Raw genomic sequence first — 24,368 nt, 5'->3', positions numbered from 1 at the left:
CCGGTCAGCCCAGCGCCGCCGACCGGGCCGGCAGCAGCCGGCCACGGGCGACGAGTTCGACGGTGAGCACGACCGCCACCGCTTCCACCGCCAGGAGTCCGACCAGCACGAACACCTGGGTGATCCCGGCGGTCAGCGGGTCCGCGCCGCCGAGCAGCACACCGACGAACGCGCCCGGCAGCGTCACCAGCCCCACCGTGCGGGTCTGGTCCAGCGCCGGAACCAGCGCCTGACCGGCGACCGGGCGGCAGACGAGCAGAACCGCGTCCCGGGGCAGCAGCCCCAGCGCCAGGCCGGCCTCCACCTCGCCCCACCGGGCGGTCAGTTCGTCCAGGATCCGCCGGCCGGCCAGCGAGGTCGCGGTCATCGCCCCGCCGATCAGGATGCCGGCCACCGGGATGACCGCGATCCCGCGCAACGGCACCAGCCCGGCCAGCAGCAGCCCGGCCACGACGGACATGCTGCCCACCACGATCGGCACGGCGGCCCACCAGCCCTGGCGGCCGCGGGTGATCCGTCGACCGGCGGTGCCCGCCGCCACCACGCACATCAGCACGACGAAGCCGGCGGTGGCCCAGAGCGACACCACGATGGCGGTGATCAGCAGCGAGACGGCCGCCAGCTGGACCGCCGCCCGGCCGGCGGCCACCAGGATCTGCCGGCCGTGCCCCAGCTTCCCCACGGTGGCGACGACCGCCGCCGCGACGGTCAGCACGACCAGCGCCACCCCCAGCTTGGGGCCCACCACCAGGATCGTCGACGACATCAGGCCAGTCTGCCGCCACCGCCGGACGGTCGCCCGAGGAACTGGCGGGCGGCGCTTCGGGGGTCACTGTTGGCTGTGCCCGTTCCCGATCCCGGTGCTGGTCGGAGGCGTGCCGGCCGGCGATGTCGTACCCGTCGGTAGGCTTTGCGGTGTGGGAGATCCGTTCCAGGTACGCATCACCGTCCGGGGCTACGAGCTCGACACCCAGGGCCACCTGAACCAGGCCGTCTACCTCCAGTACGCCGAGCACGCCCGGTGGGAGTGCCTGCGGGCCGCCGGCATCTCGCAGGACCGGCTGATCGCCACCGGCGTGGGACCGGTCGCCCTTGAGGTCACCCTGCGGTACCTGCGCGAGCTGCGCGGCGGTGACGAGGTGGACGTGACCTGCGTGTTCCACTGGGGCGAGGGCAAGACCTTCCGGATCGAGCAGGATTTCGTCCGCGCGGACGGCACCCGGGTGGCGGCGCTGACCGGGGTGGGCGGTCTGCTCGACCTGTCGGCCCGGCGGCTGCTGCCCGCCCCGCAGGAGCGGTTCCGCGAGCTGGCCGCCGACCGGCAGCCACTCAACCTCTGATCCCCGGCGGCGGCTGCGCGGGAAGCGACCCGACCGGCGGCTACAGGGCTCCGCCCCAGTTGTCGGTGACGATCCGCCCGGTGGTGTCGTCGAAGAAGCGGTGTTCCAGGCTGCCGTTGCCGATCCGGTAGAAGACGTGGTGCTGGCCCGGCGTGGACAGGCCGGCCGGGTCGTCGGTCACCACGCCACGGGCGCCCCAGTTGTCCACGCCCGGGTTGACCCCGGGCCACCAGTACCAGTGCACGAGGTCACCCGACGCCGTGCGGCCGAAGATGTGCTGCTGGTCGCGGTGCACGAACGCGTGCGGGTTGCCCACGAACGCACCGCCCGGCCACACCCCGCCGTTGAGGGTGCCGGACGGGTCGTCGAAGAACCGGTGCTGAAGGTCGCCGTCGGCGTTGCGGAAGAACACGTGGTGCTGGTTGCCGCCGTAGGAGAAACCCGTCGGATCCGATGCGACACCCGAGGTCACACCCCAGTCGTCCGTGCTCGGGTTGATTCCCGGCCACCAGTACCAGTGGATCAGTCCACCCGACGCCGTGCGACCGAAGACGTGCTGCTGGTCACGGTGCACGAAGGCGTACGGGTTGCCCACGAACGCCCCACCCGGCCACACCCCACCCGCGACCTGCCCCGTGTTCCGGTCGTAGAAGCGATGCTCCAGATGACCGTCCGGATTCCGGTAGAACACGTGCTGCTGACTGCCGTACCCGAACCCCGTCGGGTTCGACATCACCCGCCCGACCGTGTTCCAGTCGTCCAACCCCGGCGAGCCCATCCCCGGCCCGAACCACCAGTGCCGCAACGTGTTGTCGCTTCCCCGGGCGAACACGTGCTGCTGGTTCGCGTGCGCGTACCCGACCGCCCTACCGGTCAGCGGACCCCCACCCCAGTCCGCGCGCACCAACCCCGACCCCGGCGACCACGACAGGTTCGCCAGCGTCCCGGCCGAACCGACCGCCACGTAGTGCTGTCCACCGCCGACCGTGAACGCCCGGCCGGCGACCGGTTCGGCGGAGCGGCCGCAGTTGTCGCTGGTGAGGTAGCGCTGGTTGTACGAGCCCGGATACGGCGCGAGGGAGGCGCCGTTGATGACGATGGTCTGCCCCACCCCGTTGTAGAGCTGCTCGTAGTGGATGTGCGCGCCGGAGGAGTTGCCGGTGCTGCCGGTCAGCCCGATCTGCTGCCCCTGGGTGACGGTCGCGCCGTTGGCCACCGAGTACGCGGCGAGGTGGAAGTAGTAGGTCTTCCACCCGCCGCCGTGCTCGATGGCGATGTAGTTGCCGGCGCCGCTGGGCTGCGCGTACCGGTAGGCGGTGCCGGCCGCCGAGGCGAGCACGGGGGTGCCGTTGGTGACGCCGCCGTCGGCGCGGACGAAGTCCAACGCCTGGCGGACCTCGCTGCCGTGGTGGCTGTAGGTCCACCGTTGGCCGCACGGGAACGGGGCCTTGAAGACGGGCGCGGCGTGTGCGGGCGTCGCGGCGACGAGGACGCCAGCGGCCGCCAGGCACGCCACCAGAATCGCGGCGATGCCCGCCCGAGGGACAGCTCTGGTCATGACGCGACCTCCCGCCCGGTTGCCGGTGACGAGCTGGCCGGCGTTGAGCTCCGACTGCCGCGAGTCTGGAGAGACACCATGACGCCTGTCAATGGAATCGCGAAAAATTCCGGCAGAGCGAGAAGGGATCCCTGAAGACATCCTTCGGCAACTCCGGCGCCGCTTGACTACCGTCATGACCATCAATCGCCGCACCCTGCTCGGCCGGGTCGCCGTGGTCGGCGCGGCCACGGCGACCGGCGCCCTGCTCGCCCCCGGGGCGGCCCGGGCCGCGTCCTGGAAGAAGCGCCTCACCGGCGCCGACCTGGACACCAACCACCGCTGGCAGGTCGCCGGCACCGACCTCGGCATCCCCTACGTGCTGGAGAACGGCTCGATCGGGTACCTCTTCGGCGACACCTTCAACACGCCGTGGCCGGAGGGCCCGCCGCTGCCGAACGACTGGCGCTCACCGGTGATGCTGCGCTCGAACATCCACCCGGGCGCCGCCGGCGGCGTGGTCTTCGACAGCGCGGCCCGGGTCGCCGGCAACGGGCGGGCCCCGGAGCTGATGCACAACGGCCACAACGGAATCGGCATCGACGGGCTCTGGGAGGTGACGGTCATCCCCAACGACGGCATCAGCTTCCCGGAGACCGGCCGCCAGCTGATCTCGTACATGAGCATCGAGAACTGGGCCTCCGCCGGGCCCGCCGGGCCGCACTGGCGGTCGCGGTACGCCGGGCTGGCCTTCAGCGACAACGGCAACGACTTCGTCCGTACGCCGCTGAAGTGGTGGAACAACGGCACCAACACCGACCCGTTCCAGATGTGGACGATGCAGCGCGACGGCGACTGGGTGTACGTCTTCTCGGTGCGCTCCGGGCGCCAGGACGGCCCGATGATGCTGCGCCGGGTCCGCTGGGACCGGCTGTTCTACCCCGAGTCGTACGAGGGCTGGGGCTGGAACGGCAGCAACTGGGGCTGGGGCCGACCGTGCACGCCGATCCTCACCGGCCGCTTCGGGGAGCCGTCGGTACGGCGGCTCGCCGACGGCACCTGGGTGATGTCCTACCTGAACTGCGCCACCGGCTGCATCGTGACCCGTACCGCCGGCGGGCCGGACCAGGTCTGGACGGCGGAGAAGGTGCAGGTCACCCCCTGGCAGGAGCCGGGCCTCTACGGCGGCTTCATCCACCCGTGGTCCAGCCGGCGGGCCAACGACCTGCACCTGATGGTGTCGAAGTGGACCAGGACGCCGGACGGCCGGAGCACCGCCTATCACGTCAGCCAGTTCGTCGGCACCGCCTGAGCGGCGTCGGCCGCACCGCCCGGGAGCGCGGTTCTTGTAGCAAACCTTCTTGACGATTAATCGATGTGTAGCTAAGTTTCAGCCATCCGGACTGAGAGGTCGTCGTCTATGAAGACCCGACTCGTCATCGCGACCGTCCTGGTGGCCACCCTGGGGACCACCCTCTCGCCGCTGCCCGTCCAGGCCGTCGCCGACTCCGCCACCGACTCCCCCGCCGCGCCACCGCCCGCCGCCGAACACGGCTGGGTCACCTCGACGCTGCGGCACATGAGCCTGGAGCAGAAGGTCGGCCAGCTCTTCGCCACCTACGTCTACGGCACCGACGCGACCGCGCCGACGGCCGCGGACCGGGCCGCCAACCGGGCGGCGTTCGGCGTCGAGACGCCGGCCGAGGTGATCGAGGAGTTCCACCTCGGCGCGGTCTGCTACTTCTCCTGGTCGCACAACCTGGACAGCCCGCGGCAGATCGCCACGCTCTCCAACGGCCTGCAACGGGCCGCCCTCGGTGACGGCGGCAAGGACCGCGTCCCGCTGCTCATCTCCACCGACCAGGAGCAGGGCGTGGTGCTGCGGATGCCCGCCCCCGCCGCCCAGTTCCCCGGCGCGATGGCCCTGGGCGCCGGGCGCTCGCCGCGCGACGCCCGATCCGCGGCGGAGATCACCGGGCGCGAGCTGCGCGCGGTCGGCATCCACCAGCCGTACGCGCCGATCGCCGACGTCAACGTCGACCCGGCCAACCCGGTGATCGGGGTACGGTCGTTCGGCGCCGACCCCACCCTGGTGGCCGAGCTGACCGCCGCGCAGGTCACCGGCTTCCAGCGGGACGCCGGCACGACAGCGGTGGCGAAGCACTTCCCCGGTCACGGCGACACCGACAACGACAGCCACACCGACCTCCCGGTGATCAACCACACCCGCGAGGAGTGGGACCGGATCGACGCGCCGCCGTTCCGGCGGGCCATCGCCGCCGGCGTCGAGTCGGTCATGACGGCGCACATCGTGGTGCCGGCGCTCGACCCCTCCGGCGACCCGGCGACGCTGTCGCCGACCATCCTCTCCGGCGTGCTGCGCGGCGAACTCGGCTTCCGCGGCGTGATCGTCACCGACGCGCTGAACATGGCCGGGGTGCGGCAGAAGTACGGCGACGAGCGGGTGCCCGTGCTGGCCCTCAAGGCCGGCGCCGACCAGTTGCTGATGCCGCCGGACCTGCGGCTGGCCCGGGACGCGGTGCTGCGCGCGGTGGCCACCGGCGAGCTGACCGAGCGGCGGATCGACGAGTCGGTCCGGCGCATCCTGGCCCTGAAGTACCGGCAGGGCCTGGCCGGGTCGCCGCTGGTCGACGTCGAGGCGGCGGTCCGCACCGTCGGGGCGGCCGAGCACCTCGCCGCCGTCACCCGGGTCACCGACCCGACGCTCACCGCTGTCCGCAACGACGCCGGGTTGCTGCCGCTGGCCCGCACCGACCGGTCGGTGCTGGTGACCGGCTGGAACAGCGCCGCCTTCGCGCCGGTCGCGACGGTCGCCGACGGGTTCGCCGCCCGCGGCGCCCGCGCCACCGCCCGACCGGCGACCCTGCCGTCGGACCAGGCGATCGCCGCGACCGCCGCCGAGGCGGCCCGGCACGACCTCACCGTGGTGCTGGTGAACAAGGCGTGGGACGTCGCGGTCACCGACCCGCGCGCCAGCCAGCGGCGGCTCGTCGCGGCGCTGCTCGCGACCGGCCGACCCGTGGTCGTGGTGGCGGTCCGTGACCCGTACGACATCGCGTACCTGCCGGGCGTGTCCAGCTACCTGGCGACCTACTCGTACACCCGGGCGGCGATGGACGCGCTCGTCCGCGCGCTGCACGGCGAGCTGTCCCCGCGCGGACGGCTGCCGGTCACGATTCCCACCGCCGACGGCGGGCTGCTCTACCCCTACGGCCACGGCCTGACCTGGTAGGAGGAACCATGCCGGCGAGGACTGTCCGCACCACGATGGGCGTGCGCCGGGGCCTCGCCCTCGGCCTGGCCGTGGCCGTGCTCGGCACGGCGATGCCGGCGACCGGGGCGGCCGCCGCCGAGCGGTCGCCGGCCGGGTCCGCACCGCCGTCCGTCACGCCCGCCGACCTCCGGTTCCGCCACGACACGCTGCGCTACGGCGACGCCCGCGAGGTGGGGCTGCTCCCCGAGCACGTCGACCGCATGCCCGCCGACCTCACGGCGTACCTCGAACCGACCCCGGACCACCCCGGCCATCCCACGTACGCGGGCGCCGTGGTGCTGGCCGCCAAGGACGGCGTGGTCGTGCAGCACGCCGCGGTGGGTTCGGCGGTGCGCTACTCCGCCGTCGGGCCGCCACCCGGGCTGGTCGGGGTGGAGCTGCCCGCCGACCAGCGGCTCCCGATGCGGCCCGACACCATCTTCGACCTGGCGTCGGTGTCGAAGCTGTTCACCACGATCGTGGTGTTGCAGCAGGTCGAGCGGGGCCGGGTCGAGCTGGACGCGCCGGTCGCCCGGTACGTCCCGGAGTTCGCGGCCGGCGGCAAGCAGGCCGTCACGGTACGCATGCTGCTCACCCACACCTCCGGGCTGCCCGCGTTCACGGCGCTGTGGAGCCGGTACCCGACCCCGGCCGAGCGGTTCGCCGCCGCGCTCGCCACGCCACTGGTCCCCGGCGCGACGCCCGGCACCCGGTACGTGTACTCCGACCTCGGGCTGATCGCGCTCGGCGTGCTGGTGGAGCGGGTGACCGGCCGGTCGCTGGCCGACCTGGTCCGCGACGGCGTCACCGCGCCGCTGGGCATGACCGACACCGGCTACAACCCGGCGCCGGAGCTACGCTCGCGGATCGCCGCCACCGAGTACCAGCCGTACGCCGGGCGCGGCATGGTGTGGGGCGAGGTGCACGACGAGAACGCCTGGTCGCTCGGGGGTGTGGCGGGGCACGCGGGTGTCTTCTCCACCGCGGCGGACCTGGCCGTGCTCTGCCAGACCCTGCTCAACGGCGGCGAGTACCGGGGCCGGCGGATCCTGCATCCGGACACGGTGCGGGCGATGCTGGTCAACTACAACGCGCCGCTGGAGCAGGCCTACCCGGAGAGCGACCGCGGGCTCGGCTTCGAGCTCAACAAGCACTGGTACATGATGGGCCTGTCCTCCCCGGTGGGGTTCGGGCACACCGGGTTCACCGGCACCTCGCTGGTGGTCGACCCGCTCTCCCACTCCTTCGTCATCCTGCTCAGCAACCGGGTGCACCCCGACCGCGGCTGGGGCAGCAACAACGTGGCCCGGCGGGCCGTCGCGGCCGATCTCGCCGAGGCGATGCCGGTGCGGCCCCGGTCGCGGGAGGCGTGGCGGGCCGACCCGCGGGACCTCGCGACGGTCACCCTCACCGCCCCGCTGCGCCGGGCGGCCCGCGGCGGCACCGCGAGCTTCCTGCTCTGGTACGACACCGAGCCGCGCTACGACGGCGCCCGGTTCGAGGTCTCCGCCGACGGGGGTCGGACCTGGGCGCCGGCGCCGATGCGGCTGCGGCACGGCGGCCAGCGCTGGGCCAGCGACGGCACGGTCACCGGCTACGGCGGTCGGGTCTGGTGGCAGGTCAGCGTCGAGCTGCCTGACCAGGCGACCCACCTGCGTTGGAGCAGCAGCACGGATGTCTCGGCCCGCGGGCGCGGGGTCTACGTCGACCGGATCGTCGCGGCGGACCGGGCCGGCCTGCTCTTCCACGGCGAGGGCCGGGACGCCACGCGTCTCGTGGCGGACGGGTGGTCGCCCGCCCGCGCCTGACGGACCGCCGTCGCCGGGCCGCCGTATCTCGCGGCCCGCCCGGCGGACCACAACGGACTGCTACTTACATCTGTATATGCGTCAATGTGATGTCGGATTTCCTTACCGGCGGTGGGGCCGGGGCGGATATCGTGGAGGACGGCCCGGACAGCCCGGCCGAGCCGCCCGGACATTGACCGCAGATCGAACCGCACCACTATTTCCGCCGTCCCACCCCGATCCCGTCGCCACACCGCCGGCTGGACCCGGCACCGGTCGGTACGGCCCCTGCCCGGTGCGCGGCAGGCGGCCACACCACACGGCCACCCGCCCGGCCAGGCGTCGAACCCATGCCCACCACCTCGACCCCCGAGCCCTCGCCGACATCCTGCCGAATTCGGTCAAGCCATACTGAAAACGTTTACACCCGCATTCGGAAGAACGCCACAGGCATTTACGGATGCCTACGCGCAACTATTTTTAACCGTACCGATATAAAGCGCAACTAAGGTCGCAGATGATTGACGGGCGTCGTCGGATGACCGCCCAACAATCGTGGGGGGAACGGGGAAGGTGGGGTAATGAGGGGGATCCGGGTGGCTTCCCTGGCGATCGGCATCGCTTCCTCGCCGGCGGAGCGCAGGCAGCTCGCGCGACTGCTCGGCGGGTCCGAGGCGTTCCTGATCGTCTCGACGGTGGACCAGGCGCGGAAGTTCCTCGACGTGGCCGAACCGCCGAGCGATCCGCCGGCCGCCCCGCCGGACCAAGCGGTGGCCACCGAGACCGCGCCGGAGGGCACCGCGCCACCGCCGCCGGGCCTGACCGTCGACTCGGACCGGCGGGTGCTGCGGTGGCTGGACCGCGAGATCGGCTTGACCCGGCTGGAGCACGACCTGCTGCGCTGCCTGGTCGGCGCGCCCGGGCGGATCTGGACCTACGAACGGCTGCACCGCGAGGTCTGGGGCAACGAGCACCTCGGTCGCGGGTCCGACATGCACTCCGTGGTGCGGCGGGTACGGCGCAAGCTCGCCCGGCTGAACGCCGCGGCGACCATCCACGCGGTACGCGGGGTCGGCTTCCGGCTCGCCCCGGTCTGACCCGCGGGCATCGCGACGGGCGGTCCGCTGTCGCCCGAGCCGGCGCCGGGCGCCTCCCGCCGGACGTGAACCGGCCCGCCTGGTGGACGACCAGGCGGGCCGGTTCGGTCAGCCGACCGTCAGGTCAGCAGCGGATGGGCGACAGGGCGAAGTCCTCCACGGTGGGTGTGGTGGTGTTGATCCTCGTCTGACGGGTCTGGGGCTTCCAGTCGTCCTTGGCGACGATCATCGTCATCGGGTTGTTCCGGCGGTCCATCCAGTAGGCGTACTTGCCTTCGGCGTCGGTGGCGAAGGTCCACGACATCGCCCATGAGTCGATCTGGACGACCGCACCGGGCAGCGGCGAGCTGGCACCCTGGCAGCTCGTCCCGGTCACGGTACCCATCAGCTTGCCCCAGGTCTTCGGCGGATTGACGTTCATGGTCACCGCCACCGGCGACACCGTGTACGGGGTGTTCTCCTTGATCGCCACCGAGGCGGTGTAGGTGCCCGGCTGGTCGACGTTCGCCGTCATCCCGACGGTGACCGTGACCTGCTCGCCCGGCGCCAGCGTGGCCGACGTCTTGTCGATCGTCATCCAGCTGACGTCGGCGGCCGCCTCGGCGCACTCCTCGAACCCGGGCAGCACCTCGCTGTCCGGCGTCGCGGTGAAGCTGCCGGACGAACCGCCGATCTTGTAGAAGCCGCACGCCGCGCCACCGCGGTAGCGCGCCGTGTTGGCGTTCGGCAGGTTCGACCACGAGTTGGTGGCCGGGTCGTACGCGAAGCCGGCGTTGGTGATGGCGCCGCCCTGCGAGCCACCGACCACCAGGAGCTTGCCGTTCGCCACCGCGAACGAGCTGGCCCAGTTGTCGGCCGGCGCGTCGGGAATCGCGGTCCAGGCGTTGGCCCCCGGGTCGAAGGCGTAGCTGGCCTTCTGGGAGGCGGAGCCGTCGTTGCCGCCGGTGCAGTAGACGACGCCGTCGATCCCACCGCAGGACGCGAACGCGACCGACTTCGGGTAGTTCGGTAGCGTCTCCCAGCTGTCGGCGCCCGGGTCGTACCGGACCACGCTGTTCGACATCGGCGTACAGGCCGCGGTGGTGCAGCCGCCGATGGCGTAGAGCTTGCCGTCGACGACCGCCTGACCGGCGGCGGAGCGTGCCGCCGGGTTGTCGGCCACCTTCGTCCAGGCGTTCGCCCCCGGGTCGTACGACCAGGTGGTGCCGGACGGACCGGCCGCCGCCCAACCGCCGGTCGCGATGATCTTCCCACCGACGACGCCCACCGTCATGGCGTTGCGCGCCTCGGGAAGATCGGCGATCGGCGCCCAGCTCTGCGCGATCGGGTCGTAGACGAAGTTCTTCGTCGTGGACGCCGAACCGTTGCCGCCGGCGATCGAGTACACCTTGCCGTCCAGGTTCACCACCCGGTTGTCCATCACGTTCGCCGGGTAGTCGGCGATGTCCGTCCACGGCGCGGCCTGCGGGCCGACCGCGGCGGTCGCGTTGCCCGCCATCCCGGACGCCCGGGCGGCGAACGACGTCGGGACGTTCAGCCGCTGCTCGGGTGCGCCGTTGGACCCGATCACCTGCTGCTCGGTCAACCGGGACCCGTCGGCCCGGAGGAGCTCGAACCCGCCGTCGCGCTCACTGAACTCGACCTCGACCGGCGCGCCGCCGGTGTTGGTCACGGTGAACGCCCTGCTGGCCTTGCCGGTGGGCATCTGGAGCGTGGCGCTGACCTGGGCCGGTTTGACCGAGAGCCGGCCGGCCGCGAGCCGGAAGTTGGCGGCGGTCGCCCAGTCGGCCTGCACGTCGACGGCCTTGCTCTGGCTGACGTAGTTGCCGGCCGAGGCGGTGAACGTGTGCGTCCCGGTCAGCGAGGAGAACAGCCAGTAGAAGCCGTCCGCCAGCTCGGTGTCGTCCGGGGTCGCCACCGTGGTGGCCTTCTCCGCCGGCCGGTCCTTGCTGGTGACGGTGGCGCCGTTGACGTAGCCGTCGTCGTTGCGGTCCCGGACGTGCCCGAGCACCAGGCCGCCGTTGGTCGGCCGGCAGATGACCTCGCTGCCGATCAGGACGTTGTCGACCTGCCACCACCACTCGAACGAGGCGTCGTAGTAGTGGAAGCGGACCTGGACCTGCGCCTGCCCGGCAGCCTGCGGGATCGGGATCTCGGTGACCCGCGGCCCCCGGACGTCGGCCGCCTGCCGGAGCACGTTGGTCCAGGTGGCACCGCCGTCGACGCTCAGGTCGACGTCGGCGCGGTCCGGACCCAGCTGGTTGAAGTCCTGGTTGAACCGGATCACCGGCGCCGCCACGTCGGTCAGGTCGACGACCGGGCTGACCAGCGAGCTGTCCTGCCGCCCGCCGGAGCCGTACTCGTCGCTGTCGATGATGGCGAAGTTGCCGGTGCCGCCGGTCAGGTTGCCACGGTTGCCGTCGTCGGTGAACTTCCACACCTGGCCGGTACCGGCGTGGTCGACCACCGACCAGCCGGCCGGGACGCCGGTGCCGTCGAAGGTCTGGTAGACCCCGTCGGAGCCGAACGTGTAGCCGGGCGCCGTGGTGCACGCGTTGGTCTGCACCGGTACGGCGATGTTGGCGGTGACGTTGCCCGAGCCGACGACGACCTCCTTGGTCACCGTCTGGTAGCCGGGGTACTGCGGTTCCACCTTGAGGGTGTAGGTCGCCCCGGCCGGCAGCGTGAGGTTGTAGCGGCCGTTGATCGGCGTGGTGTAGTCGGACACGCCCGACGGGCCCTGCACGGTCACCTTCGCGTAGAGCGGCCAGCCGTGCCCGGAGCCGTCGGTGACCGCGCCGCCGACGGTGACGCTCGGCACCGCCGTCAGCGCGACGTCGACGGTGGTGGTGGCGTTCTGGGTGACCGTCGCCGGCACCGTCCGGCTCTGGTAGCCGAACGCCGCCACGGCGACCTGGTAGTCGCCCACCGGCAGCAGCGACGAGTACCTGCCGTCGGCCCCGGTGATGAGCTGGCGGGACGCCGGACCGGTCACGGTCACCGTGGCGTCCGCGATCGGGGCGCCGGTGGCCGCGTCGGTGACGGTGCCGGCCAGCGTGCCGGTGTCACCGATCGGGGCGGCGTTGAGCAGCGCCAGCGCGTCCAGCCGGCCCTCACCGAAGACGTTGTTGTCGTCGGCGGTGCCACCGCACTGGGCGTCGGCGCTGTCGATCGCCGTGTTGTCCAGCAGCGCGCGGGTCGCGTCCACCTCGCCGACCATCGCCGGTGCCGCCGACCACAGCAGCGCGATCGTGCCGGCCAGGTGCGGCGCCGCCATGGAGGTGCCGCTGATGGCGCCGTAGCCGCTGCCCGGCAGGCTCGACCGGACGTTCACCCCGGGTGCCGAGATGTTGGGCTTGGTCTCGCCGTTCTGCCCCGCGCCCCGGGCCGAGAAGTTGGCGATGTTGTTGTTGACGTCGTACGCGCCGGAGGAGTAGTTGCTGGCCAGGCTGCCCGGCGAGCCGCTGGTCTGGCACCCCGGTCCGCTGTTGCCGTTGGAGAAGACACCGAAGATGCCCGACTCCTTCCAGGCCAGCGTCACGTCCTCCATGAACGGGTCGTTGGAGGGCAGCCGGGTACCCCAGGAGTTGTTGATGATGTTCGGCCGCTTGCTGGCGTCCGGGTTCTGGCCGTTGACGTCGGTCGGCTCGAGCATCCACTGGCCGGAGGTGACCAGCGCGGCGTCGCTGGGGCAGCAGCCGTTCGCGGCGATCCACTTGACCTCGGGGGCGACGCCGATCTGGTTCGCCCCGTCGGAGCCGACCATCGTGCCCATGGTGTGCGTGCCGTGGCCGTCGCCGTCGCACGGCGTCGCGCAGGTGCCGGCGGCGTTGAACCAGTTGTAGTTGTGGTCGAACGTGCCGTCGCCGTTGTTGCCACGGTAGGAGTTGACCAGCGCGGGGTGGTCGAACTGCACACCGGTGTCGATGTTGGCGATGGTGATGCCCTCGCCCTTGACGCCGTACTGGGACCAGACGTCGTCGGCGTTGATGTTCGCGATGCCCCACTCGAGGGCGTTCACGGTCTTCTCGTCGGTGCCCTTGGTGGTCTCCGGCACCTCGTAGGCGACCGGCGCGTACAGGCCCTCGACCTCGGCGTGCGCGGCGAGGTTCTGCGCCATCGCCAGCGAGCCGCCGCTGACCCGGATGGCGTTGGTGGCCCAGAAGCTCTGGTACTTCGCGCCGGCGGTGTCCAGTTCGGACCGGACCTTGGCCTGGCTCTCGGCGGCGGTCTTCTTCAGCGCCTCCGCCACCGCGGTGCCCCGCTTGGCCCAGTCCTTGATGCCCCTGGCCTGGCTGAGGTCGGCCCGGTCGGTGAAGCGGATCCAGAAGTCGCCCTCGGTCTTGCCCTCGAGCTGCTTCGCGAGGTCCGGCCGGATCTTGTCCGACGGGGAGGCCGCACCCGCGGCCGTTGCGGCCGACGCGGCCTGCGCGCCGGTCCCGGTGGCCAGGCCTGCGGCGACGAGGACCATCGCCGCCGCGGCGCTCACCAGGGTTCTGGCTGTGCGCCTCCTGTGTGGACGTCTGAACATCGGTGCTGCCTCCTTCAGAACGACCCAGATTCGAGTGAGCCATGTGAAGGGGTTTGGGGGACGACGTCCCATGTGGATGTGAGCGGAACGGCTGACCCCCTCCAGGCCCCCCAGGCATCGCGCGGGTCACGCCGGCTGCCCGAGTGGACACTATGATCTAGAGGAAAGGACGATCAAGAACTTGCCGTAAGCAACTTGTCACTATCGGTTTGCTGCCTGGCGGCAGGGTTGCCATTTATTGTCAGACGACGATGGAACTGGGCAGGCGCTGCCCATCGTTTTCGGGACGGGTGCGGTGGCCGAGGACGACGAGAGCACGGTGCCGGGTGGGTCCGAACCGGCCGAGGAACTGTTCCCGCTGCTGATCGCGGTGACACCGTCGCCGGCCGAACGGATCCGGCTCGCCGAACGGCTCGACGGCATCGCGCCCCTGCTGCTCGTCGCGGACCTCGACGAGCTGCGCCGGCTGATCTCGGCGCCGCGGCAGCTGCCCCGCGGGTCGCCGGCGCCGGCCGCGCCGTCGGCCGAGGACACCCTGCGGATCGACTCGGCCCGCTCCACCGCCCACTGCCGCGACCGGGAGGTCGGCCTGACCCGGCTCGAACACGACCTGCTGAGCTGCCTCACCACCGAGCCGGTGCGGGTCTGGAGCTACGCCGAGCTGCACCGGGCGGTCTGGCGCAACGAGGGGCTGCGGCGCAAGGCGGACGTGCAGTCCGTGGTGAAGCGGCTGCGGCGCAAGCTCACCGAGCTGGGCACCGGGGTCACCATCGACACCGTGCGCGGGGTCGGCCTGCGGCTGACCGACCACCGGCAACCGAGGGTCGCCGGCGCCTGACGGCTGCCTGACACGAGCAGCGGCCGGCGCGGTGTCGTCGAGCGGTCAGATCAGGCCGGCGCGGGTCCACAGCAGACGCCCCGGTCCGGCCACCAGGCCGAGGCCGGCCAGGTGGTCGTGGACCTTGGCGGCGGACCAGCGCAGCGTGGCGCGCCAGTGCGGGTTGGCGCGGGCGGCGGCGCGGCCGACCTCCGGCGGGATGCCGACGGCCGCGTACGCCTGCGGGTGGACCAGGCGGTTGGCGATCGAGTAGGCGGCCCGGCCGATCAGCAGCCGGGCGTACGACAGGCCGACCGGCCCGGCCGCGTCGACCTGGCGGGCCAGTTCGGCGCGGGCGAACCGGACGTGCCGCGCCTCCTCGACGACGTGGATCCGCGACACCATCCGGATCAACGGCTGCAGCGACTCGTCCGTCATGATCTCGCGCTGGAACGCGTCGAGGATCTCCTCGGCGATGAGGATCGCGGCGTACATCCGCGGGCCGGTGGCGGTGGCCTTGAGGAAGCGCCCGAGCAGGTGGTCGACCGGGTCCGCGCGGTAGACCGGACAGCCCATCGCCTCGATGAGCCGGCCGAACATGATGGAGTGCCGGCACTCGTCGGCCACCTCGGTGAGCGCGTACTGGGCGTGCCGGCTGGTCGGGTCGGCGTCGTAGTAGTGCCGGATCAGCATCTGCATGAGGATCGTCTCGAACCACAGTCCGGCGCTGGCCGCGCTGGCCACCTCATGCTTGGTCAGCTCGACGCGCTGCTCCTCGGTGAGGCGTGCCCACAGCGGGGTGCCGTAGAGGCTGCTGCGGCCCGGCGGCAGCCAGTACGCCCCCGGCACCGGCGGCGCATCCCAGTCGATCTCGACGACCGGGTCGTAGCTGGTGCGCAGGGAGGAGGTGAGCAGCCGGGTGGCGAGCGCCTCGCGCTCGGGCCGGTCGGACGTGGTCTCCATGACCCCTCCATATTGACGTGACGCCCGGTAACTGTTACGAGTAGTAGCATGCAATCGCCGGTGACGGATGTCAATGGACCGGAGCCCTCGGGCGACCCGCCCGCGCCGCGGGCCAACGGCCGTCGGGACCGCTGGGCGGACCATCGGGAACAGCGGCGGCAGGAGTTGATCGGGGCGGCCGTGCAGGCGCTGCTGCGGCACGGGCCGGAGGTCGACATGGACCAGGTGGCCGCCACGGCCGGGGTGAGCAAGCCGGTCCTCTACCGCTACTTCGCCGACAAGTCCCAGCTCTGGCTGGCCGTCAGCGAGGTGGTGGCGGCCCGGGTGGTCGACACCGTGGCGCCGGCGGTCGAGCAGGTCCGCGAGGAACGCGCCCTGGTCGAGGCGACCATCGACGCGTACCTCGGGGTGATCGAGTCGGAGCCGAAGCTCTACCGCTTCCTGATGCACCAGTCCAGCCATCCCGGCATCCACCAGGTGGTCGCCGGCACCAGCCGGCAGGTGGCCGCCGGTCTGGCCCGGGTGATCGGCGACCGGCTGCGCGCGCTCGGCCTCGACGCCGGCCCGGCCGAGCCGTGGGCCTACGGCCTGGTGGGCTTCGTGCAGGCGGTCGGTGACTGGTGGACCACGAACGGGCAGCCGATCCGCCGGGCGGCCCTCACCGACTACCTGACCACGCTGCTGTGGAGCGGCATCGAGGGCGTACGGCGCAGCGCCGACCTGCCCCGCGAGCTCACCCGCGCGCACGAGCGGATCGTGCCGTGAGCCGGCCCGGGCCGACCAGGCGGTTGCGCGGCGCGGCGGCGCCCCGTGCCGCCGGCGGGCGCGGCGAGGAGGCGGCATGAGCTACCACGGCCCGGCGCGCCTGGGCGACACCCCGGTCCACGTGCACCTGAGCGGGCGGTGGGAGCCGGTCGACGGCCGCTACCACTGGGGCGGGCGGGTCGAGCCGGAGCCGGCGGTGGCCCGGCTGGTCCGCGCCGGCCGGCGCGACCTGGAGGTGGCCATCGCCGGCCGGACCAGCCCGGCCCGACTGGCCGAGGTCGACCCCTGGGGTGGCGTACGGATCACCGGCGTGGGCGGCCCGCCCTGGCCGGACGAGGCGGAACGGGAGCACGCCGATGCGCGGTGACCTCGCGGGCCGGACGATCCTCGTCACCGGAGCGGCCCGCGGCATCGGTGCGCGGCTGGCCCGCCAGGCCGCCGCCCGGGGCGCCCGGGTGGCCGTCGTGGGGTTGGAACCCGACCTGCTCCGGCAGGTCGCCGCCGACCTCGACGGGCACTGGTACGAGTGCGACGTCACCGACCAGGCGGCCGTGGACGCCGCCGTCGCGTCCACCGTGGAGCGCTTCGGCGGGATCGACGTGGTGGTCGCCAACGCCGGCATCGCCAACCTCGGCACGGTCGCGCTGGGGCCGGTCGACGCGCTGGTGCGTACCGTCGAGGTGAACCTCTGCGGCGCGATCCGGACGGTCAGCGCGGCGCTGCCGCACCTCACCGCCGCCCGCGGCCACGTCCTGATCGTCTCCTCCGCCGCCGCCTTCACCGCGATGCCCGGGATGGCCGCCTACTGCGCGTCGAAGGCGGGCGTCGAGCAGTTCGCCAACGTGCTGCGGCTGGAGACCCGCCGGCACGGCGTCACCGTCGGCACCGCGCACCCGATCTGGATCGACACCGACCTGGTCCGCGACATCCGCGACGACCTGGCCTCGTTCCGCGCCACGCTGCGCCGGCTGCCCCGGCCGCTGTCCACCGTGGTGCCGGTCGACCGGTGCGCCGCCGCCCTGCTGCGCGGCATCGAGCGCCGCAGCCGCAAGGTCTACGTGCCGCGTTCACTCGCCGTGGTGCAGGCGCTGCGGCCGCTGGTGCTCAGCGGTGTCACGGACGCGCTGGTCACCCGGCTGGGCGGCCGCACCCTGGTCGACCAGATGGAGGACGAGGTACGCGGGCTCGGCCGCTCGTTCGGCCGGACGTCGGTGGAGGGGCGGTCGTGACTGTCCACTTCCGCCGCGCCGGCAGCGGTGAGCCGCTCGTGCTCATCCACGGCATCGGGCACCGCCACCAGGCGTGGGAGCCGGTGTTCGACCGGCTCGCCGCCCACCACGAGGTGATCGCGCTCGACCTGCCCGGCTTCGGGAACTCCCCGGTGCCCGCCGCGGGCATGCCCGCCGACATGGCCGCCACCGTCGCGGCGATCCTGCCGGTGCTCACCGGGTGGGGACTGGAACGGCCGCACGTGGCCGGCTACAGCCTCGGTGGGGCGATCAGCCTGGAACTCGCCGCCGCCGGGGCGGTCGCCTCGGCCACCGCCCTCTCCCCCGCCGGCTTCTTCACCCCGGCCGAGCGGCGCCGGGCGCTGGCCATCCTCCGGCTGCTGCGGGCCAACGCGTACCTGCCGACGCCGGTCATGCGGGTCGCGCTGCGGTCGGCGTACCTGCGGGCGATGTGCTTCGCGCCGCTGGTGGCCCGGCCGCGGTCGCTGGACTTCGAGCGCGCGCTGGGCGACGCGCTCGCGCTGCGGCGGGCGGTCGGCTTCGGCACCGTGGCCCGGGCCGCCCGCGACTACCGCTTCGACTGCGCCCGGCTGGCCGGTAGCGCGGTGCCGGTGACGGTCGGCTGGGGCGACTGCGACCGCATCTTCGGCGTCCACCAGGCGGAGCGGGTCCGGGCCGGGCTGCCGGCGGCCCGGGTGGTGACCCTGCCCGGCTGCGGGCACGTGCCGATGAGCGACGACCCGGACCTGGTCGCCGCCCTGATCCTGGAGACCACCGGCGCGGTGTCCCGCCCCGACCGGCCGGCGGACTGACCACCGCCCCGGCGCCGTCAGGTTCGCCCTCCCCGGCCCTTCGGCGGGTGTGACCGGCGTCACGTCGAGCCGCGGTAGGGATGCCACGGTCGGCTCCGACCCCTCACCGAACAGGCGCCCGGAGCGGGTGCCGGGGATCGAGAGGACGTGACGAGATGACGAAGGTGACCGCCCAGCTGTCGGTGTCGGTGGACGGGTTCTACGCCGGCCCACGGCACACCGGCGACGGCGACTGGATGACCTCCGCCGAGAGCGCCGGCTTCTTCCGGGTCACCCGCTGGGTGACCGACGCGGTGGCCTGGCGCGAACGGCAGGGCTTCGCCGGCGGCGAGCGGGACACGAACTCCGACGTGGTCGCCGAGTCGTTCGAGGCCGCCGGGGCGTACGTGATGGGCCGCCGGATGGCCGACGGCGGTGAGCTGCCGTGGGGCGAGGAACCGCCGTTCCGCGCGCCGGTCTTCGTCGTCACCCACCGCCCGAGGGCGCGGCTGGAGCGCAAGGGTGGCACCAGCTTCACCTACGTCACCGACGGCGTGGCCAGCGCCGTCGAGCAGGCGCGGGCGGTGGCCGGCGGTCGGGACGTCGCCGTGGCCGGCGGCGGTAGCCTCGTGCGCCAGGTGCTCAAGGCTGGCCTGCTCGACGAGTTGGAGCTGCACGTCGTACCGGTGGTGCTCGGCACCGGCCTGCGGCTGTTCGACGCGGACCTCGACCTGGCCGAGAAGGAGGGGATCGAGTTGACCCAGCTCCGGGTCATCCACACGCCGCAGGTCACCCACATCCGCTACGCGGTGCGCGGCCGTGCCCCGCTGCTGCTCGACGACCGTGGCAGTGGTGGCGGCCCGACGATCGTCAGGTCGTGACGTGCTGAGTCGGATTGGCGACTGAACGACTCGTCGCCAATCCGCCGGCATCGCGGGTGAGGCAATATGGGAAAACCTCAGCCCGCCCATCGAAGGGTGCCGCCGTGCCGGATCCCCTTACCCTCTCCGCGGTCGGAATCGTCGCACTGACGGAAGGCGTGAAATTCCTCTACGGCCTGGCCGGTGACCTGTTGCGGCGACGACGCGAACGCCGCGACGACGACCGGGCTCCGGTTACCGAGCCGGTGTCGGTGGCCCTGCCCGACGAGGCGTTCCAGGGCCAACTGAAGGACCCGGTCGCCCACTTCGACCGGCTCGCGGACCTCGATTCGTCAATTCGCGAGCTGCGGGCGAAGCTCGCCGACTACGCCGAGGGAATCGACGATCTGAGCCCCGACGACCGGGAAAGCCTGGAATACGTCGACGGGCTGCGGCGGGCTCTCGAAACGGTTCTCGGTCAGCGCATCGTCTTCCGGGGCGAGGCGGTGCCCGCCGACGGGTCCGTCGTGGGCACCGCCACGGTCGACGAGGTGCTCGGTTACGTCGCCGGGTTGCGGGCCCGGAGCATCAGTGGCGGGGCGCGCGGGCACGTCGAGGCCGGGCGGGTCGGCCCGGGTGGGTCGGCCGTCGGCCTGGAGGCCGACACGATCCGGTAGGCCGGGATAGCACCAGCGGCGGCACACTCCTGCTCACGGTGAGGCGCTCGATGACGACTGACGCCAAGGCCGCGGCTTCCCAGCCCGACCCGACATCCAACGGCCATCCCGGCGGGCCCGCCACCGCTGGCCCGAATCCGCGGCCGTCCGGGATCGGGCCCGACCCCTCGCTGCTCGCGGATCCCGCCTTCTTCGTACCGCGCCGGTGGCTGGAGTCCCAGGTTGACGACTGGCTCACGAACCCGGCGGCGAAGAACGCCCGCGTCCTGGTCATCTCGGGGCCGCCCGGCACGGGCAAGAGCCGATTCCTGTACGGCATCACCGTCCGTCTCGCGGCGGCGGCGGACGGCCCTCGACTCGGTGCGCTGATCCTGCGGGACGTACGGGCCACCCGCATCGACGAGTTCTCCTGGCCCTCGTTTCGCGACCAGCTCCTGGCGCTGGTCGACGCTCCCGCCCTGTCGACGGTGGCCAGGAGCGTCTCGGCGGACGTCCGCGTCGGGTCGGTGACGGGCGGCAAGGCCGTCGGGATCGAGGTGACGAATCTCCTGCTGGGCACCACCGACCCGGTGCGCGAGCTGCGCGAGGTCGTGCTGCCCGCCCTGGCGAGCCTGCCGGCCGGCGCGCCGGTCGTCGTGGTGGTCGACGGGCTGGACGAGGCGTACCGCGACAACGCCCGCGACTTCCTCGACGTGATCAAGGTGCTCGCCGCCGCCGTGTCCCGCTGCCCGGCCTCCGACCAGGGCCTCGGCCGTCTCCGCCTGCTGCTCGCCAGCCAGCCCGAGGTACCGGTCAACCTCACCCCGCTGCTGCAGCCCACGCTGATCGACCTCGCCAGTCCGGGCAAGGCGGACCGGCAGGACCTGGAGCTCTACGTGGGTAACCTGCTGCACGAGCTCGACGAGACCCATCGCACCCGGCTGTCCCGGCTGATCGCCGAGCAGGCGGACGGGGTGTGGGTGCTGGCGTTCTACGCCGCGCGGAGCATCGCGGACGACGTCGCCGCCGGAGACGGTCCGCCGGAGACGGTCGCCATGCCGGCCAGCCTGACCGAGGTGTACGGCGACGCGCTGGACCGGATGCGGGAGCGGGTCGACGGCCGTTGGCAGCAGGCCCTCGCGCTGATCGGCCTGGTCGCCGCCGCGCAGGACGTCGGCGCCGCGCTGCCCGACGACGTCGCGGCCGCCGTACTCGGGCTGGACGGCAACGCGCTCAACCGCCTGCTCGCCGACACCCGCGCGGTGCTCCTGCGCGGGCACGACGCGCGCTTGCGCTTCTTCCACGGCGACTTCGGGCGCTGGGTCTCCGACGGCGGCCTCGGGCCCGAGGGTGTCCTGGACGCCCACAACCGGCTCGCGCAGACGCTGTCCGACCTCGGCCGCCGGAACTGGGCCATGGCCGGCCGCTACGCCCTCGCGTACGTCGCCCCGCACGCGCTGGCCGCGGCGGAGCTGGGGATCGGCAAGATCTCCCACGGTTCCCAGGTCGACCGCTGCCTGGAGCTGATGTCCGATCGGCGCCGGCTCGCCGCCGACCCGTCACCGCGGCACTGGCTGGACCACCTTCAGCAGTTGAGTGAGATCTGCTCGGCGGGTGTGTGCCTGCCCGGAACGCAAGAGCCGCTCGCCGGCCTGGTCAGCCGGCTGCGCCCGATCCTGCAACTGGCGGTCGGCAGCTCGGTGATCAAGGAGCTGAGCACCGCCCAGGTCGACGAGTTCGAGACGCTTCACGACCAGGGCGACACCCGGGCGGCCAAGCTCTGGCTCAACGAGAACGCCCCCCGCCACGAGTCGGTCGTCGATCGCGAGGTCCGGCGGCTGCTCGGCGACGTTCTCGACGGCTGGCGACCGGAGCCCGACCCGGGCCTCCCCCGTGGCGAACTCGCCGCCGACTACCGGGCGGCCTGGAAGCGGACCCGGGAGCCGCGCCTGCTGTCCCGGGCCGTGGCGGCGTACGAGGAGTCGTTGGGCTTGACCCCGGTGGACCATCCGAGCCGCACGGCCCGTCTGATCGGGTTGGTCAACTCGTTGGTGGACCGGATCGACGCCGACGCGGAGCAGGACGGCGACCTGGACCGGCTGCTCCAGCTACAGCTCGAACTGGTCGACCGCGACGACCTGGAGGACCCGGCTGCTTCCCGGGCCGTGCTGGCGCACTGGCTGCACCGGCGATGGCGGCGCGCTCCCACGGAGCATCCGACCGATCTCACCGCGGCCGTCGCGGCCTTCGAGGCGTCGCTCGGTTCGACGCCGGTCGACCATCCCCGGCGCACCGGGCGACTCAGCGGTCTGGTCAACACGCTGATCGGACGGATCGACACCGACGCGGAACAGGATGGCGACCTCGACCGGCTGATCCAGGCGCAGACCGAACTGGTCAGCCGCGACGACCTGTCGGAGCCGGCGACGTCCTTGGCACTGCTTGCCCACTGGCTCTACCGGCGGTGGCGGCGCGACGCCAACGCGCACGCCGACGATCTCTCCGCGGCTGTGCGAGCCTACGAAACGTCGCTGAGCCTGACGCCGAGGGACGACCCGAAGCGGACCGGGCAGCTCACCGGCCTGGTCAACGCGCTGATCGGCCGGATCGACACCGACACCGAGCAGGACGGTGACCTCGACCGGCTGCTCCAGGTACAGGCCGAACTGATCGCCCTGGACACCGTGCCGGACCGGGCGGTCGCCTGGAGCGTGTCGGGACAGTGGTCCTATCGTCGGTGGCAGCGGGACGCCACCGAGCACCCGGACGACCTCACCGCCGCCATCACCGCCTTCGAGAACTCCCTGCGCCTGACCCCCGCCGACGATCCGAAGCGGACGGTGCGCCTGACCGGCCTGGCCAACGCGCTGGGTGGGCGGATCGACACCGACACCGAGCAGGACGGTGACCTCGACCGGCTGGTCGAGGTGCAGGCCGAACTGGTGACCCGCGACGACCTGAAGGACCCGCCGACCTCCCGCGCCATCCTCGGGCAGTGGCTGCACCACCGATACCAACGCAAGCCCGCCGAGCACCCGGACGATCTCCCCGACGCCATCGCGGCCTTCGAGGATTCCCTCCGTCTGACCCCTGCCGACCATCCGAAGCGGACCGTACGCCTCACCGGCCTGGCCAACGCGCTGGCCAGCCGGATCGACACCGACGCCGAACAGGACGGCGACCTCGACCGGCTGATCCAGGTGCAGACCGAACTGACCACCCGCGACGACGTGCCGCACCCGGGAACCGCGTGGGCGATATCCGGGCAGTGGCTCTTCCGGCGCTGGCAACGAGGGCCCGTCGATCAGTCCGCCGCCCTCGACGCGGCCGTCGCCGCGTACGGCCGGGCACTGGACCTGATCTCCCCGGACCACCCCAACCGGGCGCCCTGCCTGGTCGGCCTCACCAACGCGCTGGCCGGCCGGATCGACACCGACGCGGAACAGGACGACGATCTGGACCGGCTCCTCCAAGCGCAGGGCGAACTGGTCACCCGGGACGATCTCCAGGACCCGGCGGCGTCCACGGCCGTGTTCGCCCACTGGCTCTTCCGGCGGTGGCGCCGCCAGCCCGGGGAGCACCCGGAGGACCTCACCGCCGCCATCACCGCCTACGAAGCGGCACTGCGCCCGCTCCCGGACGACCATCCGAAGCGGAGCGGCCGCCTCACCGGCCTGGTCAACGCCCTCGCCAGCCGAGCCGACACCGACGCCGAACAGGACGGCGACCTCGACCGGCTGATCCAGGCGCAGACCGAACTGACCGCCCGCGACGACGTGGAGGACCCGGCCACCTCGTGGGCCATCCTCGCGCACTGGCTCCACCGCCGCTGGCAACGGGACTCGGCCGAGCACCCGGACGACGTCGACCTGGCGGTCAGCGCCTTCGAGAACTCGCTGCGCCTGACCCCCGCCGAGCACCCGAAACGGACCGGCCGCCTGACCGCGCTGGCCAACGCCCTCGCCGGGCGGATCGACACCGACGCCGAGCAGGACGGCGACCTCGACCGGCTGCTCCAGGTGCAGACCGAGCTGGTCGACCGGGACGACGTGGAGGACCGAGCGGCCTCCTGGGCCGTCCTGGGGCACTGGCTCCACCGGCGCAGCGAGCCACGGAGCGGGCGAACCCGGGTCTACCTGCACGAGGCGATACATGCTCTCGAAACGTCGCTGGCGGCGACGCCCGCCGACCACCCGAACCGGACCGGTCGCCTGGCGGGCCTGGCCAACGCGTTGGCCGCACGCGTGGACACCGACGCGGAACAGGACGGCGACCTGGACCGGCTCCTCGAGGTGCAGACCGAACTGGTCGCCCGCGACGACCTGCAGGACCGCGCCGCCTCCACCACGCTCCTGGCGCACTGGCTGCACCGACGGTGGCGACGCCGCCCCACCGGACACCCGGAGGATCTCGCCGAGGCCATCACGGCGTTCGAGACAGCACTGAGCCTGACCCCCGCCGACCATCCCAATCGCGTGAATCGGCTGGTCGGTGCGGCGAACGCGCATGTGCACGGGGAACTCAGCCAGGTGGCGGGCGCGGAACTCGACAAGGCGCTCCGCTACGCCGCAGAGATTCGCAGGCTGCGCGAATCAGACCTCGACGGCCTGGTACCGGCCCTTCGGCGCCTGGTGCGACTCGGTCCGGACAATGCGGGCGCCGGTGCCGATTCCACATTCCGCATCCCGCACCAGTCCCGGTGACGCCGGGCGCCACCGCCG

17 protein-coding genes are annotated in these 24,368 nt (G+C 72.6%); 13 read left to right on the top strand and 4 right to left on the bottom strand.

Features of this window, described 5'->3' with window-relative positions; genetic code table 11:
* Positions 1–4 precede the first annotated feature (4 nt).
* Entirely contained in the window at positions 5–766 is a 762-nt protein-coding gene (locus tag Q3W71_RS26155; protein ID WP_302922129.1) for an ABC transporter permease, read from the bottom strand.
* 151 nt (positions 767–917) lie between these two features.
* Between Q3W71_RS26155 and Q3W71_RS26150 the strand changes: the two genes are divergently transcribed.
* Complete coding sequence (locus Q3W71_RS26150; protein ID WP_302922128.1) at positions 918–1,340, top strand: thioesterase family protein; 423 nt, start codon at positions 918–920, stop codon at positions 1,338–1,340.
* Positions 1,341–1,380: 40 nt separating this feature from the next.
* Here Q3W71_RS26150 and Q3W71_RS26145 read toward each other — a convergent pair whose 3' ends face one another.
* Entirely contained in the window at positions 1,381–2,898 is a 1,518-nt protein-coding gene (locus tag Q3W71_RS26145; RefSeq protein WP_302922127.1) for a peptidoglycan DD-metalloendopeptidase family protein, read from the bottom strand.
* A 175-nt stretch (positions 2,899–3,073) separates the two neighbouring features.
* Here Q3W71_RS26145 and Q3W71_RS26140 point away from each other — a divergent pair, with 175 nt between their 5' ends.
* From Q3W71_RS26140 to Q3W71_RS26125, 4 genes are all read left to right on the top strand, one after another.
* Complete coding sequence (locus Q3W71_RS26140; RefSeq protein ID WP_302922126.1) at positions 3,074–4,189, top strand: DUF4185 domain-containing protein; 1,116 nt, start codon at positions 3,074–3,076, stop codon at positions 4,187–4,189.
* A 108-nt stretch (positions 4,190–4,297) separates the two neighbouring features.
* Positions 4,298–6,130 (top strand): glycoside hydrolase family 3 protein, encoded by a 1,833-nt coding sequence (locus Q3W71_RS26135; protein ID WP_302922125.1) that lies wholly within the window; start codon positions 4,298–4,300, stop codon positions 6,128–6,130.
* An 8-nt stretch (positions 6,131–6,138) separates the two neighbouring features.
* Entirely contained in the window at positions 6,139–7,959 is a 1,821-nt protein-coding gene (locus Q3W71_RS26130; RefSeq protein ID WP_302922124.1) for a serine hydrolase domain-containing protein, read from the top strand.
* A 560-nt stretch (positions 7,960–8,519) separates the two neighbouring features.
* Positions 8,520–9,035 (top strand): winged helix-turn-helix domain-containing protein, encoded by a 516-nt coding sequence (locus tag Q3W71_RS26125; protein WP_302922123.1) that lies wholly within the window; start codon positions 8,520–8,522, stop codon positions 9,033–9,035.
* 124 nt (positions 9,036–9,159) lie between these two features.
* Here Q3W71_RS26125 and Q3W71_RS26120 read toward each other — a convergent pair whose 3' ends face one another.
* A complete protein-coding gene (locus tag Q3W71_RS26120; protein ID WP_302922122.1) occupies positions 9,160–13,524 on the bottom strand; it encodes a S8 family serine peptidase in 4,365 nt (1,454 codons plus the stop codon).
* Between the two features lie 337 nt (positions 13,525–13,861).
* Here Q3W71_RS26120 and Q3W71_RS26115 point away from each other — a divergent pair, with 337 nt between their 5' ends.
* Positions 13,862–14,404 carry a winged helix-turn-helix domain-containing protein gene (locus Q3W71_RS26115; RefSeq protein WP_302922121.1) on the top strand — a complete coding sequence of 181 codons (543 nt, stop codon included), beginning with the start codon at positions 13,862–13,864 and terminating at the stop codon, positions 14,402–14,404.
* Positions 14,405–14,449: 45 nt separating this feature from the next.
* Here the strand turns inward: Q3W71_RS26115 and Q3W71_RS26110 are convergent, their stop codons facing one another.
* Positions 14,450–15,346, bottom strand: a complete 897-nt coding sequence (locus Q3W71_RS26110; RefSeq protein WP_302922120.1) for a diiron oxygenase — start codon at positions 15,344–15,346, stop codon at positions 14,450–14,452.
* 48 nt (positions 15,347–15,394) lie between these two features.
* Between Q3W71_RS26110 and Q3W71_RS26105 the strand changes: the two genes are divergently transcribed.
* The 7 genes from Q3W71_RS26105 to Q3W71_RS26075 all read left to right on the top strand — a co-directional run bounded on the left by Q3W71_RS26105 (position 15,395) and on the right by Q3W71_RS26075 (position 24,350).
* A complete protein-coding gene (locus tag Q3W71_RS26105; RefSeq protein ID WP_302922119.1) occupies positions 15,395–16,111 on the top strand; it encodes a TetR/AcrR family transcriptional regulator in 717 nt (238 codons plus the stop codon).
* A gap of 76 nt (positions 16,112–16,187) precedes the next feature.
* Positions 16,188–16,478 carry a DUF4873 domain-containing protein gene (locus tag Q3W71_RS26100; RefSeq protein WP_302922118.1) on the top strand — a complete coding sequence of 97 codons (291 nt, stop codon included), beginning with the start codon at positions 16,188–16,190 and terminating at the stop codon, positions 16,476–16,478.
* Positions 16,468–17,340 carry a short-chain dehydrogenase/reductase gene (locus Q3W71_RS26095; protein WP_302922117.1) on the top strand — a complete coding sequence of 291 codons (873 nt, stop codon included), beginning with the start codon at positions 16,468–16,470 and terminating at the stop codon, positions 17,338–17,340. Before Q3W71_RS26100 ends, Q3W71_RS26095 begins: the two co-directional genes overlap by 11 nt.
* Positions 17,337–18,152 (top strand): alpha/beta fold hydrolase, encoded by an 816-nt coding sequence (locus Q3W71_RS26090; RefSeq protein WP_302922116.1) that lies wholly within the window; start codon positions 17,337–17,339, stop codon positions 18,150–18,152. The genes Q3W71_RS26095 and Q3W71_RS26090 overlap by 4 nt, the downstream gene beginning before the upstream one ends.
* A 155-nt stretch (positions 18,153–18,307) precedes the next feature.
* On the top strand, positions 18,308–19,012 hold the full coding sequence (locus Q3W71_RS26085) for a dihydrofolate reductase family protein (protein WP_302922115.1): 705 nt from the start codon (positions 18,308–18,310) through the stop codon (positions 19,010–19,012).
* Positions 19,013–19,026: 14 nt separating this feature from the next.
* Positions 19,027–19,668 carry a hypothetical protein gene (locus Q3W71_RS26080; RefSeq protein WP_302922114.1) on the top strand — a complete coding sequence of 214 codons (642 nt, stop codon included), beginning with the start codon at positions 19,027–19,029 and terminating at the stop codon, positions 19,666–19,668.
* A gap of 50 nt (positions 19,669–19,718) precedes the next feature.
* Positions 19,719–24,350, top strand: coding sequence for a DUF5663 domain-containing protein (locus Q3W71_RS26075; RefSeq protein WP_302922113.1), 4,632 nt, complete (start codon positions 19,719–19,721; stop codon positions 24,348–24,350).
* Positions 24,351–24,368 lie beyond the last annotated feature (18 nt).

Origin of the sequence: Micromonospora sp. C28SCA-DRY-2 (genome assembly GCF_030519475.1) — a bacterium.
Taxonomy (GTDB): domain Bacteria; phylum Actinomycetota; class Actinomycetes; order Mycobacteriales; family Micromonosporaceae; genus Micromonospora.
Note: the sequence above shows the minus strand (reverse complement) of the source record. Positions and strands in the feature narration are given on the sequence as shown.

Coding starts and splice junctions, on each gene's coding strand:
- Q3W71_RS26155 (WP_302922129.1), bottom strand. CDS start 766: ATGTCGTCGACGATCCTGGTGGTGGGCCCCAAGCTGGGGGTGGCGCTG.
- Q3W71_RS26105 (WP_302922119.1), top strand. CDS start 15,395: ATGCAATCGCCGGTGACGGATGTCAATGGACCGGAGCCCTCGGGCGAC.
- Q3W71_RS26135 (WP_302922125.1), top strand. CDS start 4,298: ATGAAGACCCGACTCGTCATCGCGACCGTCCTGGTGGCCACCCTGGGG.
- Q3W71_RS26100 (WP_302922118.1), top strand. CDS start 16,188: ATGAGCTACCACGGCCCGGCGCGCCTGGGCGACACCCCGGTCCACGTG.
- Q3W71_RS26125 (WP_302922123.1), top strand. CDS start 8,520: ATGAGGGGGATCCGGGTGGCTTCCCTGGCGATCGGCATCGCTTCCTCG.
- Q3W71_RS26110 (WP_302922120.1), bottom strand. CDS start 15,346: ATGGAGACCACGTCCGACCGGCCCGAGCGCGAGGCGCTCGCCACCCGG.
- Q3W71_RS26130 (WP_302922124.1), top strand. CDS start 6,139: ATGCCGGCGAGGACTGTCCGCACCACGATGGGCGTGCGCCGGGGCCTC.
- Q3W71_RS26145 (WP_302922127.1), bottom strand. CDS start 2,898: ATGACCAGAGCTGTCCCTCGGGCGGGCATCGCCGCGATTCTGGTGGCG.
- Q3W71_RS26085 (WP_302922115.1), top strand. CDS start 18,308: ATGACGAAGGTGACCGCCCAGCTGTCGGTGTCGGTGGACGGGTTCTAC.
- Q3W71_RS26095 (WP_302922117.1), top strand. CDS start 16,468: ATGCGCGGTGACCTCGCGGGCCGGACGATCCTCGTCACCGGAGCGGCC.
- Q3W71_RS26140 (WP_302922126.1), top strand. CDS start 3,074: ATGACCATCAATCGCCGCACCCTGCTCGGCCGGGTCGCCGTGGTCGGC.
- Q3W71_RS26075 (WP_302922113.1), top strand. CDS start 19,719: ATGACGACTGACGCCAAGGCCGCGGCTTCCCAGCCCGACCCGACATCC.